15 protein-coding genes are annotated in these 13,840 nt (G+C 62.5%); 11 read left to right on the top strand and 4 right to left on the bottom strand.

Translation table 11 applies throughout. The annotated features are described in order from the left end of the window. Nucleotides 1-4 precede the first annotated feature (4 nt). Nucleotides 5-514: a GNAT family N-acetyltransferase gene (locus ACN0SO_RS22455; protein WP_417681302.1), complete on the top strand. Its 510-nt coding sequence runs from the start codon at nucleotides 5-7 to the stop codon at nucleotides 512-514. A gap of 43 nt (nucleotides 515-557) precedes the next feature. Then, nucleotides 558-1,127: a nucleotidyltransferase domain-containing protein gene (locus ACN0SO_RS22450; protein WP_417681300.1), complete on the top strand. Its 570-nt coding sequence runs from the start codon at nucleotides 558-560 to the stop codon at nucleotides 1,125-1,127. On the opposite strand, the gene ACN0SO_RS22445 is transcribed toward ACN0SO_RS22450, so the two are convergent. The 3 genes from ACN0SO_RS22445 to ACN0SO_RS22435 form a co-directional block, all read right to left on the bottom strand. Continuing rightward, the gene (locus ACN0SO_RS22445; RefSeq protein WP_417681299.1) at nucleotides 1,124-2,293 is read right to left on the bottom strand and encodes a hypothetical protein; all 1,170 of its coding nucleotides are present in this window, start codon (nucleotides 2,291-2,293) and stop codon (nucleotides 1,124-1,126) included. The two genes, ACN0SO_RS22450 and ACN0SO_RS22445, sit on opposite strands and share 4 nt — an antisense overlap. After that, entirely contained in the window at nucleotides 2,286-3,506 is a 1,221-nt protein-coding gene (locus tag ACN0SO_RS22440) for a hypothetical protein (protein ID WP_417681297.1), read from the bottom strand. Before ACN0SO_RS22440 ends, ACN0SO_RS22445 begins: the two co-directional genes overlap by 8 nt. Before the next feature lie 733 nt (nucleotides 3,507-4,239). Next, nucleotides 4,240-4,845: a hypothetical protein gene (locus ACN0SO_RS22435; protein WP_417681296.1), complete on the bottom strand. Its 606-nt coding sequence runs from the start codon at nucleotides 4,843-4,845 to the stop codon at nucleotides 4,240-4,242. 160 nt (nucleotides 4,846-5,005) lie between these two features. Between ACN0SO_RS22435 and ACN0SO_RS22430 the strand changes: the two genes are divergently transcribed. Together ACN0SO_RS22430 and ACN0SO_RS22425 are read left to right on the top strand one after the other, a co-directional pair. Beyond that, nucleotides 5,006-6,247 (top strand): MFS transporter, encoded by a 1,242-nt coding sequence (locus ACN0SO_RS22430; protein WP_417681294.1) that lies wholly within the window; start codon nucleotides 5,006-5,008, stop codon nucleotides 6,245-6,247. After that, entirely contained in the window at nucleotides 6,244-6,933 is a 690-nt protein-coding gene (locus tag ACN0SO_RS22425) for a hypothetical protein (RefSeq protein WP_417681292.1), read from the top strand. Before ACN0SO_RS22430 ends, ACN0SO_RS22425 begins: the two co-directional genes overlap by 4 nt. Nucleotides 6,934-6,964: 31 nt before the next feature. On the opposite strand, the gene ACN0SO_RS22420 is transcribed toward ACN0SO_RS22425, so the two are convergent. Further along, a complete protein-coding gene (locus ACN0SO_RS22420) occupies nucleotides 6,965-7,420 on the bottom strand; it encodes an RrF2 family transcriptional regulator (protein ID WP_417681290.1) in 456 nt (151 codons plus the stop codon). A gap of 309 nt (nucleotides 7,421-7,729) precedes the next feature. Between ACN0SO_RS22420 and ACN0SO_RS22415 the strand changes: the two genes are divergently transcribed. From ACN0SO_RS22415 to ACN0SO_RS22385, 7 genes are read left to right on the top strand one after another with little or no spacing between them, the layout of a single operon-like run. Next, nucleotides 7,730-9,334, top strand: coding sequence for a cytochrome ubiquinol oxidase subunit I (locus tag ACN0SO_RS22415; protein ID WP_417681288.1), 1,605 nt, complete (start codon nucleotides 7,730-7,732; stop codon nucleotides 9,332-9,334). A 5-nt stretch (nucleotides 9,335-9,339) separates the two neighbouring features. After that, complete coding sequence (gene cydB, locus ACN0SO_RS22410; protein ID WP_417681286.1) at nucleotides 9,340-10,491, top strand: cytochrome d ubiquinol oxidase subunit II; 1,152 nt, start codon at nucleotides 9,340-9,342, stop codon at nucleotides 10,489-10,491. Nucleotides 10,492-10,506: 15 nt separating this feature from the next. Beyond that, complete coding sequence (gene cydX / locus ACN0SO_RS22405; RefSeq protein WP_417681284.1) at nucleotides 10,507-10,662, top strand: cytochrome bd-I oxidase subunit CydX; 156 nt, start codon at nucleotides 10,507-10,509, stop codon at nucleotides 10,660-10,662. Continuing rightward, nucleotides 10,655-11,977 carry an FAD-dependent oxidoreductase gene (locus ACN0SO_RS22400; protein ID WP_417681283.1) on the top strand — a complete coding sequence of 441 codons (1,323 nt, stop codon included), beginning with the start codon at nucleotides 10,655-10,657 and terminating at the stop codon, nucleotides 11,975-11,977. Before cydX ends, ACN0SO_RS22400 begins: the two co-directional genes overlap by 8 nt. A 16-nt stretch (nucleotides 11,978-11,993) precedes the next feature. Next, a complete protein-coding gene (locus ACN0SO_RS22395; protein WP_417681281.1) occupies nucleotides 11,994-12,377 on the top strand; it encodes a DUF5368 domain-containing protein in 384 nt (127 codons plus the stop codon). Then, the gene (locus ACN0SO_RS22390; protein WP_417681280.1) at nucleotides 12,361-13,347 is read left to right on the top strand and encodes an SLAC1 anion channel family protein; all 987 of its coding nucleotides are present in this window, start codon (nucleotides 12,361-12,363) and stop codon (nucleotides 13,345-13,347) included. The genes ACN0SO_RS22395 and ACN0SO_RS22390 overlap by 17 nt, the downstream gene beginning before the upstream one ends. 21 nt (nucleotides 13,348-13,368) lie before the next feature. Then, complete coding sequence (locus ACN0SO_RS22385) at nucleotides 13,369-13,824, top strand: hypothetical protein (RefSeq protein WP_417681278.1); 456 nt, start codon at nucleotides 13,369-13,371, stop codon at nucleotides 13,822-13,824. Nucleotides 13,825-13,840: the final 16 nt, after the last annotated feature.

Genomic DNA, 13,840 nt, shown 5'->3' with positions numbered 1-13,840 from the left:
ACGGGTGAGCGACAGGTCCATAGACATACGCGAGGCGGTGACGGGCGATGCGAAGGCGCTGGCCGATTATGCCGGGGCGCTGTTTGCAGAGCGGCTAACGACGATGTTCCTGCATGACAACCCGCCCACGGAAGAGGACCAGCTTCGCTTTATCGAAGGCTTCGAGGCTGAAAACGCCAAGCTGCTTGTCGCCGCCAGAGGCGATGAGATTGTCGGTATGGTCGGGTTCAAGGGACACGGCCGGCCGCAACTTCGCCATGCCGGTATCATCGGCTTCGGCGTGGCGCAGCCCTGGCGCGGTCAGGGCGTCGGTCTTCGTCTCCTAAACGGGCTGATTGCCTGGGCGGAAGCAGATCCGCTGTTGTCGCGCATCGAATGCGATGTCTTCGCCACCAATAAGGCCGCGCTTTCGCTCCTGGAAAAGACCGGATTTGAGCGGGAAGGCACCATGCGTCGTGCTATCGAAGTGGGCGGCGAGAAGATCGACAATTACCTGTTGGCGCGGATCTGGTAGCTGCCGCTCCCTAACTTTCTTCCTTTAAAATCGGATTTTCGAGATGTCGAACACCGCCCCCGACCCCGAGACGCAGCTTGCCATGATCGGCGAAATCTCGACCGCCTTCAGCAACGAGGGGATCGAGCACTGGCTGTTTGGCGGCTGGGGGCTGGATTTCCTGGCCGGAAAGGTCACGCGGCCTCATGACGACATCGATTTCTTCATCTGGGATGGAGACTTCGACAAGGCGCTGACAGTGCTGGCGCCACTGGGCTATGAATTTCGTCCTGAGGCCTCCGGGGACTTCGTCAACGAGTCCGGCTTCGTCCGCAAGGACGGCTACTACGTTGAACTGGCCCGTCTGGTCCGAAAGGCCGATGGCAGCATCGCGACGCCGGGGCGTTATCTGGACTGGCCCTGGCCGGCACGCTCGTTCGAAGGGCCGCTGCTCAGCTTCCGTGGCATCACTGTCCCTGGCTGGGACGCCTATGGCCACTGGCACATCAAGATGGGCTTTTCACGGCACGGCTCCAAGGACCCGCTCAGGGAGCAGGACATCACCGATATCGAGATCCTGAAAAGCCTGACCGGCGATCTCTCGGACCTGCCGGAATTCAGGCTGGATACCTAAACAGGCACGACCGCGTGCCAGGCCCAGAGCTGGGCCGCTATATACTCCGCCGCGTCTTCGGAGAAATCCGCAGTCAGAAGCGCGGCCATTTCGGCCAGGGTCAATTCCTCGTCTGCATTGAGGCGGTCGGCAAGGCCGGCCAGGGACCTGGCCGGCGGTAGTTCGAGGGAGTGGCCGCGCCCGGCAAGGACTGCCTCGTCTTCGCGTTCCCGGTAGACGACCGGAAAGCGGCCGAGACGGGCAAGCTTCGAGTTTTCTGGCGGCAATGCCTCGCGCGGGGGCGGGGGCGGCACCAGCGACAGGTTGGAGGCCGCGCGCGCGGCCTCGATCCAAAGGGCACGGGAAATGTCGACCGTCACCTGAAGGCCGTTGCCGCTCTGACCGGCCGCTTTCGGTTCCGAACCTGTTTCCATGTCCTCGAGGGTGTGGGCGAGGGCCTGGTCTGCGGCCCGGCGCAGGGTGTCGCCGTCGTCGGCATCCATCAGGCACAGGGCGAAGCCGATGGAAAAGTCGGGCGTGTAGCCGACGTGAAAGCCTTCCGTCGGCAGCACCATGATGTCGCCGGGGCCGATGTCGTAGCGCGTCGCCCTGTCCAGGATCGGGCCCGGATCGAAACAGGCCATGGTGCCGCCGGTGGCGGCGACGTAGTCCTCTTCGTCCCAGATGTACATCTGCTTGACGCCAGGGCCTAAGTGGAAGTGCAGGATGCGGCCGACCTCCTGGTCGTGGTGGGCGCCGAAGGGGCTGTAGCCGTAGTCGCCGATGAAAATATGGGGTTCGGCGGCACCGAAGGCGTTGCCCGCCGTGTCGTAGATCCCGGTCAGGACCTCGCTCAGACGCGCCTCGAAGGCGTCGTTTTCAAGGGGCGGGCGGTCGAGCACGATGCCGAAGCGAGCGCCGCCGAAGCGGCTGCGGCCCCAGGTCTCCAGATCCTCCGTTTCCGGCGGCTCGCGGAACAGCTTTTGCTGCAGGTCCGGGCGCTGGGCGGTTTCGGTATAGGCGCGCAGGCAGCTCAGCCGGCCTTCGTCAGCGGAGACGGCCCGGAAGATTTTCGTGATGTCCCCGGCACTCAGGAATTGGTCTGAAAAGGCGCCCTTCAGCACGCAGGCCTTGCGGAAGTTGTCGCTCAATGCAGCCAGTTCTCGGATGCGTTCCGGATCAATCATCGGGGCGGTCCCCCCTGTCGGTTTCCTCGATCGCGCGGGTGTCGAGCAAAAAGCGGCAGACGAAGGCCGCGGCATCGGGCTCGAATTCGGTTTCCAGCCGCGCGATCATGTCGCCCCAAGTGATGGTTTGAAGGGTGTTGAGGTCATCGGCCAAGTCCATCAACGACTGGCTTTCGGGCAAGGTGAGACGGTTCCCGCGCGCATAGAGAGAGAGTTCGCCACTGCTGCCGGAGATTGCATCGTCCTGTGCTACGAGCGGGAAAGCCGTCCGCCGCCGGAAGCGCATGTTTTCGGCCGGTTCGGGCACCTCGGAAATCCCAAGGGGGGGAGGAGTGAAGCCGGCATTGCTGACGCGCTCCGCCTCGCGGATGCGCCGGCCGGTTCCGATCATCTCGCCCAGTGTGCAGGAGAGAGTATCATCATCAAACGTGTCGTCGTTCTCGTCCAACCCCATGCAGTCTAGAAATCTGGAAACCGCCATGTCCCGCAGGCGTCTTTCGGGAAGGAGCACATTGGTCACCACGATGCCGGCGGAATAGTCTTCCGTCTCGCCGATGTGGAAATAGCCTGCAGGCAGGACGAAGGCGGAACCGGCGGGGATCTCATAGATCTCCGCTGTATGGGCGATCGCCGCCAGATCATAGAATGTGGAAGTGCCTCCGGTGGCAGCTTCGAACGCCTCCCGCGTCCACATGTACATGCGCTTCAGTCCCGGCCCCAGGTGGAAATGAACCGCGGCGCCCTGTTCCCTGTCCTCATGGACGCCGAAGGGTGTCTTGCCGTAGTTTCCGGCGAAGACGAAAATTTCCTGGCCGCAGTTTTCTTCTGCCGTCCCGGCCTTAAGGGTCTTCCAGGGGCTTGCAATCCGTTCGGCGAGCAGGGGATTGAGCTGCTCCGCCCGGTAGATGGTGCAGCCCCAGCGCTCGGGGCCGAACATTTCCGTGCCCCAGGCCTCAAGCCCGCTGTCCTCTTCAGGCGGGGTATCGAAGACCCGCCGCTCGGACTGGAAACACTGACGTGCGCCGATGAAGACCCTGAGCAACAGTTCCCGTTGCGGATGCCGGCCAAGGGCGCGCAGCATTTGGCAGATGTCGTTTTCGCCCAGTAGTCCGGCAAAGGGAAAGGATTTGAGTACGAAAGGCCGGGTCAGACCAGCCGAGCCCTCGCGCAAATGCAAGATGGCCGATCCTAAAGGATCCACGTGTTCGTTCATTAAAACAGTCCCGCGCGATGAGTGGCCGCGCGCCCTGAACGCGGTTCCTTATACGAAAACGTCCCGACGGGCGGACCCGTCGAGACGCAAATTTACGAAGCCGGTCCATTAGAGGTCCGGACCCGACACGCTCCGTTAAAACGGGGCCGGGTCATCTCATCCAATCAGCCGCGCACGCCGCCGAGCAGGTTGAGGGCCTTGGTCGCCTTCTTGGAAGAAGCTGCGGTGGTCTTGATGGACTTCAGTTCAATCTTCTTGCTCATTTGAATTCCTCAAAAATTGATGTCAGTTTGCGATGAGCCACGACACGTCAGCCCGTAAGGGCTATTTGAGAAGATTACCTCGCGGCAACGGGATTTCAAGACCCGAAAACATATTTATTTCAGTGCGATGCAAAAAATTCAGGGTTTCCGCGATCTCGGATTTGAGGTGCGTCGACACGTATAACAACCGGTGGGTGGCGGAACATTCGCTCCATGTCCGGGCATGCCGATGATGTGTGCGGAGTGGGCAGGGCCATGACCCAAGGGTCCTTCTCCCCCCTTGAAGGGGAGATATCCGGAGTAGGGGAAAAAGGGAGTTGTTGGGCCTCTGCGCCTGTCACGGCGCCTGAATGGAATGCCATCGTCGAACACCCCTTTGTCACCTAAGGTGACATCTTTACCTCAAAGGGGGAGAAGGGTGCGAATGGATAGCGGATGGCGCCATAGGTCGGGCCGAATCGTCTTTCGCATCAATCGCCTTCCAGAACCGATATTCCGATGTCAGTCAGCGCCAGCGTTTCCCAGGCGTTGACCGTTTCCGGGTCGTTCGCCCGCTCCCGGGCCATGGCGAGCACCTCGCGTTTCCAGCTCCGGTTGGGGAAGACGGCAAGCGCGTTGGAGAGGTCGAGCGTCAGGGTGTCGGCCTTCACGCGCCATTCGCGGATCCAGGAGAAGTCGTATTCCGCGTGCGGATCGTAGAGCATGTGCAGGTGCTTCATTTCGTCGTGCAGCAGGTCGAATTCGTTTTCCGGCTGATAGATCACCGGCCGCCCGCCCTGGGTGAAGAACCAGTGCTTGTCGAAGATGACGCCGATCGCACGGTATTCCTGATCGAGTGCGTTCGGATCGGCGAGATACTGGGAGATCTGGGACATCGGCAGTTCTCCGGCGCAGACGCAGGAATAGCCGCCGCGGATGAAGCCGTTGCCGCCGCGCAAGGTGTGGGAGACGAGGATGTCGGCCATGATCGACTTGGCCTCGTGCTCGGTTCCTTTAAGCAAGTGAAACAGCTTGTTGTCGCGGTGGATCGAATGGAGGAGGTCATGCACGTGATGGTATTCGAATTCCCAGCTCATCCGGTCATCCCAGGCAAAAAATGTTTTCGGCAGCCATATAGACCGTAACGTACTTGCCGAGGCAACTGCCGTTCGGCAAAGATTGACGGGTGCCTGAGATTGTGCGGCAATCCGGCACCAATAAGCTGTCACCCCAGCGACATCGATTCGAAATTTGCAGATGCTGACCGACGCCCAGACCCGTTTCCTGAAAATCTCCTATATCGGCTATGTGGCTGCCCACCGGGCGGCCTTCGACCGGGGTGTGCTGGCGATCTTCCTGGTGGCGCAGGGGCTGACCAGCGGCCAGGTGGGCATGTTGCAGACGATCATGTTTCTGACCGCCATGGCGACCGAATTCCCGACGGGCCTGATCGGTGACCACTTCGGCCGACGGGTCTCGGTCGCCCTTGGGCTTGTCTGCCGGGCGATCTATTGCGCGGGCATGACGGTCGCCAGCTCCTTCGGTCATTTCGTGGCCCTGTTCGTGGTGGTCGGTATCGGCCGCAGCTTCGTTTCCGGCTCCGATCATGCACTGCTCTACGACGCGTTGAAGGCGGGCAAGGAGAATGCCGATTTCCTGAAGGTGGAGGCGCGGGCGCGCTCGGTCGGCGGCATCTCGCTGAGCCTCGCCATGGCGGGGGGCGGTATCCTGGCGGATCTCAGCTGGAACATGCTGTTCCTGGTCTATCTGGCGACAACTTTCGTCAGCATGGCGATCTGGGCGGCGGTCTCGCTATCAGCTGCGGGCAAGGCCGGGGAGGACCTGGTTCGCGACGACAAGAAGGATGCGCCCAAGCCGACGAAGCAGCTTCTCGATTTCGCGCTTCGCACGCGCAAGGGACGTGCGTTCTCGCTGGCGGTGCTGGGCATGGCCCTGATGGGTGCGATCGTGGCGCCGTTCTATTTCTTCGCCCAGGCGGCGATGGCCGATTACGGCCTCGACTTCAAGATCATCGGTGTCCTCTACGGCGGCATCGAGTTCATCGCCAGCCTCGCTGTGCTGGCTTCGGCGCCGATCGAGCGGCGCTACACCTTTCCCACCATCGGCGCGGTCTTCTGTGCGGTGATTGCCGTTGCTTTCTTCGCGGCGTCCTTCGGCACGCTGCCGTGGTTGCTGGTCGGCTTCTTCCTGGTGGTGTTCACGTCACCGGTGTTCGACATCGTCGCGCTGCATTACCTGCACCGCAAGCTGCCGTCGTCGATCCGGGCCTCGGCCCTGTCGGCGGGGTCTTTGGTGCTGACGCTGATGATCGCTGCCGGCTACTGGGGTTACGGTATCTCCGTCGACCTCCTGGGCAACGCCGGCACCTTCGCCGCCGCGGGCGCGGTGTCGCTGCTGGTGGTCGTCATCATCGCCAGCCTGAGCAAGGGCGGGGCCACGCTGCGCCCTTATATCCGAGGAGCTCTGGACAAAACATGACGGATCTCGATGCTCATTTCGAAGACGGCCTGTTCGACTGCCCCAACTGCGGCGAGGCGCAGGGCTTTCAGCTCATTTCCCACGGCGGCAGCCAGCGCACCATCTTCGTGCGCCGGTTCTTCGGAGCCAAGGGCGAGCCCGCGTTCGAATGCGAGGGCTGTCAGGGAGTGACGCCGGTGGCCGCGGCCTTAAGCAACGGTACCCCGATCGCCGCGGCGGCGCTCAGGCATTCGGTGACCGATCTTCTGGCCGGTATGGTGATTAGCGACGGCGAGGTGCTGGACGCGGAACTGGACCTGATCTTCCGCATCCTCGATGCCCTGCATATCCCTCACGGGCCCTTGCTGAAGCGCATGGAGGACTGGCAGCAGAATCCGCCTGAGGAAGACGGGATCCTCGCAAATCTCGACCGCTATCTGCCTTACCTGGACCGCAAGGCGCGGGCCATCCTGCTGGAGGCCTCCTATCACATGGCGGTGGTCGACCGGTTTTTCCACGAAAACGAGCTGCAGTTTCTAAAGAAGATCGCCGCGAAGCTCGACATTCTGCCCGGGGAATTCGAGATCATCATCGACCTCGCCCAGGAGGAAGAGGTCTTCTTTACCAGCCTCCTGGACCACTTCGACGCCATCGAGAAGCAGAGCCGCGAACACGCGGCCCGGGCGTTCTTTCCGGAGCCGACCTGAGAGAGAAGGGCGCCGGGATGTCAGTTGCGGCTCAGGCCACCGCCTTTTGAGGCGCGGTGCCTTCCAGAAGGGTCGCAAGGGTATCGTTGCCGACGATGAAATCCTCCAGGGTGAGGCCGTCGAGCGCGCCGTAAAAGGCGCCGAGGGCGACCACCAGCGCGGACTTCAGCCGGCACGCCGGGGTCAGCGGACAGGTGTTGCCTTCCTTCTTGAAACACTCCGCGAACTCGGCAGAGGGTTCGAAGGTGCGGATCACCTCGCCGACATTTATGTCGACAGGCTGTTGGGCCAGCTTGATGCCGCCGCCGCGCCCGCGCGTCGTCGCCAGATAGCCCTTTTGGGCCAGGACGTTGACCACCTGAGCGATGTGGGTTTCGCGCGCATGACAGACGCGCGCGATTTCGCCCTTGGTCGCGACCTTGTCCTGGTTGACGCCGCAAAACATCAGGATTCGCATGGCGAGATTTGTTCGTGTGGTCAGGCGCATGGCTGAAACCTTAGACGGGTGAATATGTAGCCAAGATATACCTTATAACCCCTCATTGCAACGTTGACGGGTTTAGGTGGTGGATACCTGCCGAATGTCAAAGAGAGGGGAGTGGCGCATATTTCGGTCGGATTTGCGGGTGCAATTAACTCATAAAGATGTATAAAAACAAAACATTAAGGCAAGGTGCGACACTCTGCGCAGCTAATTTCGAAAGTGTGAATGTTTTTACGTATGGCATTCGTCCGGCAGGGATGCTAGCTCTGATTTAAGGTGTATTTCAAATACACATTTAAACGGAGCCAAGTCATGGAACTCGATGTCGTCGAGCTGTCGCGCCTGCAATTCGCGATGACAGCCATGTATCACTTCCTGTTTGTGCCCCTCACGCTGGGGCTATCCATTCTCGTCGCCATCATGGAAACGGTCTACGTCATGACCGACCGCCTGATCTGGCGGCAGATGACCAAATTCTGGGGCACCCTGTTCGGGATCAATTTTGTTCTCGGTGTCGCGACAGGGATCACAATGGAATTCCAGTTCGGCATGAACTGGAGCTATTACAGCCATTATGTCGGTGACATTTTCGGTGCGCCGCTGGCCATCGAAGGCCTGATGGCCTTCTTCCTGGAAGCGACGTTCGTCGGGCTGTTCTTCTTCGGCTGGGAACGGCTGTCGAAGGTCAAGCACCTGATGGTCACCTGGCTGGTCGCCATCGGCTCCAATTTCTCCGCGCTGTGGATCCTGATCGCCAACGGCTGGATGCAGAACCCGGTCGGTGCCGAACTGAACCCGTTCAGCATGCGCATGGAGATGACAAGTTTCTTCGATGTCGTCTTCAACGAGGTGGCGCAGGCCAAGTTCGTCCACACCGTTTCGGCGGGCTACGTCACGGCGGCCATGTTCGTGCTCGGCGTTTCTGCCTGGTACATGCTGAAGGGCCGGCACACGGAACTGGCCCGGCGCTCGATCACGGTTGCCGCCAGCTTCGGCCTGGCCTCGGCGCTCTCCGTCGTCGTGCTTGGCGATGAAAGCGGCTATTCGGTCACCCATTCCCAGAAGATGAAACTGGCGGCCATCGAGGCCATGTGGGACACGGAGCCGGCACCTGCGCCCTTCACCCTGTTCGGCTTCCCGAACCAGGAGACGCGGGAGACCCATTTCGCCCTGCATGTGCCTTATGCCATGGGCCTGATCGGCACCCGGTCGATGACCAGGGAAATCCCCGGCATCAACGAGCTGGAACAGGACGCGGAGCGGCGGATCCGGTCCGGCCTCATCGCCTATGACGCCCTGACGGAGATCCGCAAGGACCCGGCGGCGGCCTCGGCAGAGGCCAAGGCCCGGTTCGAGGAGCACAGCGCCGATCTCGGGTTCGCCCTGCTTCTGAAGCGCTACATCGACGATCCGCGCCAGGCGAGCGATGCGCAGATCACCATGGCCGCGGAAGATACCATTCCCACCGTCTGGCCCCTGTTCTGGGCGTTCCGGATCATGGTGGCGCTGGGCTTCGGCTTCATCGGGGTGATGGTCTACTTCTTCTATGTCGCCAGCTTCAAGGCGATGACCTTCCCGAAACCGGCGCTGATGCTGGCGGTTCTCCTGACGCCTGCGCCGTGGCTTGCCGCAGAGCTCGGCTGGTTCGTCGCCGAATTCGGCCGGCAGCCGTGGACCGTGGACGGCGTCCTGCCGACGGTCCTGTCGGTCTCCCATCTCAGCATCACCCAGGTCGCGCTGACGCTTGCCGGTTTCGTCGCCCTCTACAGCGTCCTGTTCCTGATCGAGATGGGCCTCATGATCAAATACATCCGGAAGGGCCCCTACATGGACGTTTCCGACACCGATGACTGGTCCGGCGTTTCGACGCCGCACGCCCCGAACGCGCCGGTCTCCGGCCTCACGCCTGCGGAGTAAACCCCATGATCCTGCATCAACTCATCGACTTCGACGTCCTGCGCGTCATCTGGTGGCTGCTGCTCGGCGTCCTGCTGATCGGCTTCGCCCTGACCGACGGTTTCGACATGGGCGTCGGCGCGCTCTTACCCTTCGTCGCCAGGACCGACCTGGAACGACGGGTCGCCATCAACACGGTCGGCCCGGTCTGGGAAGGCAACCAGGTCTGGTTCATCCTTGGCGGCGGCGCCATCTTCGCCGCCTGGCCGCCGCTCTACGCGGTCAGCTTTTCCGGCTTCTACATGGCCATGTTCCTGATCCTGGCAGCGCTCATCCTGCGTCCGGTCGGGTTCAAGTACCGCTCGAAGCGCGACGATGCCCGCTGGCGTCAGGGCTGGGACTGGGCGCTGTTCGTCGGCGGTGCCGTGCCGGGGCTGGTCTTCGGGGTCGCGGTCGGCAACGTGCTTCAGGGCGTGCCCTTCCGGCTGACGGAAAACCTGATGCCGCTTTACGAAGGCTCGTTCTTCGGACTGCTCAATCCCTTCGCCCTGCTGACCGGGCTGACCTCGCTCGCCATGCTGATCATGCACGGGGGTGCCTGGCTGTCGCTGAAGGCCGACGGCGCCGTCGCCCGCCGGGCGCGGATCTATGGCAGCTACGGCGCGATTGGAGCATTCCTCGGATTTATGGTTGCCGGCCTTTGGCTGGCGATCGGGTTGGACGGCTATACGCTCATGGGCCCCAACGTGACGGATGGCCCGTCCAACCCGCTCTATTCGGACGTCGCGCGCGGCGGTTCCTGGCTCGTCGCCTATGCGCAACGCCCCTGGATCGCGATCGCGCCGCTTCTGGGTCTCGTCGGAACCGTGCTTGCCTATTTCGGGCTGCGGTCCGGCCGCGAGGTCAGCACGCTGCTGGCGTCCAAGCTCGCCATCTTCGGCATGATCTCCACAGTGGGACTGACCATGTTCCCGTTCATCCTGCCGTCGACCATCGACCCGCGGTCCTCGCTCACGGTCTGGGACAGCTCGTCGTCCCACCTGACCCTGTTCGTCATGCTGGTCGTGACGGTGATCTTCATGCCGATCATCCTCGCCTACACCGCCTGGGTCTACAAGGTGCTGTGGGGCAAGGTGACCGAGGACGAGATCCGCAACAACGAAGAAAACGTCTACTGAAAAGGAGGAAAGACGATGTGGTATTTCACCTGGATCCTCGGCCTGTTCGCCGCCGCCATCTTCGCGGTCGTGAACGCCATGTGGCTGGAACTGCAGCAGGACAACCGGCTGTTCGCACGGCGCCGCGCGCCCGCCGACAATCATCGAGCGGGAGGGCGAGCGGATGGATAAGGCTTTTCTGGATCGCCGCCGGTTCCTGAAGCTGGCAGCCCTCGGTGCGGGGGCGACGGGTCTCGGAGCAACCGTGGCCGGGCAATCGCAGGCCGCACCCGTCAAGACCCATGCCCGCATCCTGATACTCGGCGCGGGCGCTGCCGGAACGGCCCTTGCCAACCGGCTGTCGGAACGGCTGGAAGGCGCGCGGATCACCATGCTCGATCCGCGTCCCGACCATCATTACCAGCCCGGCTTCACCCTGATCGCCGCCGGCCTCAAGCCGTCCGGCTATTCCGTGAGCAGGACGTCCGACTGGCTGCCCCGGTCGGTGGAGTGGGTGGCCGAGGGGGCCGCGGAGATCGACCCGGAGGCAAAAGCGGTCACCACCACGTCGGGGAAGACGCTGTCTTATGATTATCTGGTCGTGGCGATCGGCCTGAAGCTCGACTACGTGGCCATCGAGGGCATGTCGCTCGATCTGATCGGCACCAACGGCATCGGCTCCGTCTATGCCGGGCCGGAGTATGCGGCCAAGACCTGGGCGGCGATGGAGACGTTTACCGATACCGGCGGTGTCGGCCTGTTCACCCGGCCGGCCACGGAAATGAAATGCGCCGGCGCGCCGCTCAAATACACCTTCCTGACCGACGATCACGCCCGGCGGAAGGGCGCGCGCGGTAAGGTGGAAATCCTTTACGCCGCCCATAACGATGCCTTCTTTTCCGTTCCGATCGTGAACGAGAAGGTCCGCATGCTCTACGAGGAGCGCGGTTTCAAGACGGCCTACAACCACGTCATGACCGCCATCGATCCGGGCCGGAAGGTCGCCACCTTCGCCACGCCGGACGGACCGCAGGAAATCGGCTTCGATTTCACCAACGTCATTCCGCCCATGCGGGCCCATGACGTGGTCAAGGACAGTCCGCTGTCTTGGAAGACCGGCAAATGGGTGGACCAGGGCTGGGTCGAGGTCGACAAGCATACCCTGCGCCACACACGGTTCGACAATGTGTTCGCCGTCGGTGATGTCGCCGGGGTGCCGAAAGGCAAGACGGCGGCCAGCGTGAAATGGCAGGTGCCGGTGGTCGAGGATCAGCTGGTTGCGGCCATCGAGGGCAGGGAAGGGACCAGGACCTACAACGGTTACACCTCCTGTCCGCTGATCACCCGGGTCGGCCGGGCGATGCTGGTGGAGTTCGACTACAACAACAATCTGACCCCGTCCTTCCCCGGCATTATCGCGCCGCTGGAAGAGTTGTGGGTGTCGTGGCTGATGAAGGAAGTCGCCCTGAAGGCGACCTATAACGCCATGCTGCGCGGCCGCGCCTGAACTGGGAGAAACGTCCATGCAAGAACTCACACCTGGCATGCTGATTGCCGTTTTCGAGGAGATGTTCGGCCCGGTCCTGTTCTGGGCCATGGTGGCCGCGGCCGGCGCAATCACGCTCGCCTATTTCTATGTGCTGATCCGCGACCGGTCGCTCTCCATGCGCAAGTTTTTCCTGGCGCAGCTGTCCATGCCCGTCGGGGCGGTGGCGGCGATCCTCTTCGTTCAGGAAGTCACCCACTCCAGCCACAAGGACCTGGGCGGCCCCATCGATCTGATCGCCTATCTCGGCATCGGCGCGCTCGGCGCCGTCGGCATGGCGGTCCTGGTCTACACGCTCCAGTCCCTGGTGCGCCGGGGACCGGCCTTCAACGAGGAAAGTAGACATGACCATCGCTCATGACACGGCGCCGGCGGACGGGGCCGTGAGCCGGCTGGACCATTATCCTGTAACCTTCTTTGCCATCGTCATGGGCCTGATGGGGCTGACGCTGGCGCTGCGCGCGGCGGAAAAGGCCTGGTCGCTGCCGGCGATGCTGTCGACCTGGTCGCTCGTCCTGTCCTGCGGCGTGCTCGTCCTGGTGACCATCGGCTATGCGGCCAAGGCGATCAAGGCGCCCGGCGCGGTCGCCAAGGAATGGCATCATCCGGTCAAGGTCGCGTTCTTTCCGACGATCTCGATTTCGACGATCCTGCTGTCGATGGTGCTGTTGCCGATCGCTCCGGCGGCCGCCCATGTGTTCTGGCTGATCGGCACGATCGCTCAGGGCGTGCTCGCGCTTGCCGTCATCGGGGTGTGGATCGGCCACCGGCCGTTCCAGACGCCGCATCTGTCGCCGGCCTGGTTCATCCCGGCCGTCGGCAATGTGCTGGTGCCCATCGCAGGCATGCAGCTCGGCTACACGGACCTCAGCTGGCTGTTCTTTTCGGCAGGGTTGCTGTTCTGGATCGTGCTTCTGACGCTGGTCTTCAACCGGCTGGTGTTCCACGATCCGCTGCCCGGAAAACTGATGCCGACCCTGACCATCCTGATTGCGCCGCCGGCGGTCGCCTATGTGTCCTGGAGCCATATGGTCGGAGATCCGGGGCCGTTCGGTCAGATCCTGTTGAACCTCGCTTACGTGTTCTTTCTGATCGTGCTGACCCAGGCCGGCCGCATCCGGACGCTCCCGTTTGCGCTGTCCTGGTGGGCGTTGTCGTTTCCGGTGGCGGCGCTGGCGATCAGCAGTTTCCTGCACGCCCATCATACGGGCTCGGACGCCTACCGGATCATCGGCACGCTGGCGCTGGCGCTGCTTGCCGCGATCATCGTCTTCCTGCTTGCCCGAACCGGACTGGCGATCAGCCGCCGGGAAATCTGCCTGCCTGAATAATCTCAAATAGGAGATCGGACCATGAAACGGAAACTCTTTACCGCGGCCCTGATGACGGGCGTCCTGATGTCGGGCGTTGTGATGTCCCTGGCGCCGGTCAAGGCGGAGGGGCCCGACAAGCTGGTCACCATCGTGACCGCACCGGAGCCGCAGACCCAGCTGATGGCCATGGTGCTGACCATGCAGTCCGTCCAGCAGAAGGCCTCCGCCCGGATCCTGCTGTGCGGTCCGGCCGGCGATCTCGCCCTGAAGGACGCACCGGAAAGCGCCACCGCGCCCCAGGCGCCGAAGGGCATGAGCCCGCAAGGGCTGATGAAGAAGATCATGGAAGCGGGCGCCAGGGTGGAGGTCTGCGCGATCTATCTGCCGAACAAGGGCGCTGCCGCGGACGCGCTTCTCGACGGCATCGGTGTCGCCAAGCCGCCGGAAATCGCCGGCGCCATCATGGCGGACGATACCCGCGTGATGTCGTTCTGAGGGATTGGAAACAGTC

The organism is Roseibium sp., assembly GCF_048260565.1.
Lineage (GTDB): Bacteria > Pseudomonadota > Alphaproteobacteria > Rhizobiales > Stappiaceae > Roseibium.
The sequence above is the reverse complement of the archived record's forward strand: the minus strand, read 5'-3'. Positions and strand labels throughout refer to the sequence as shown.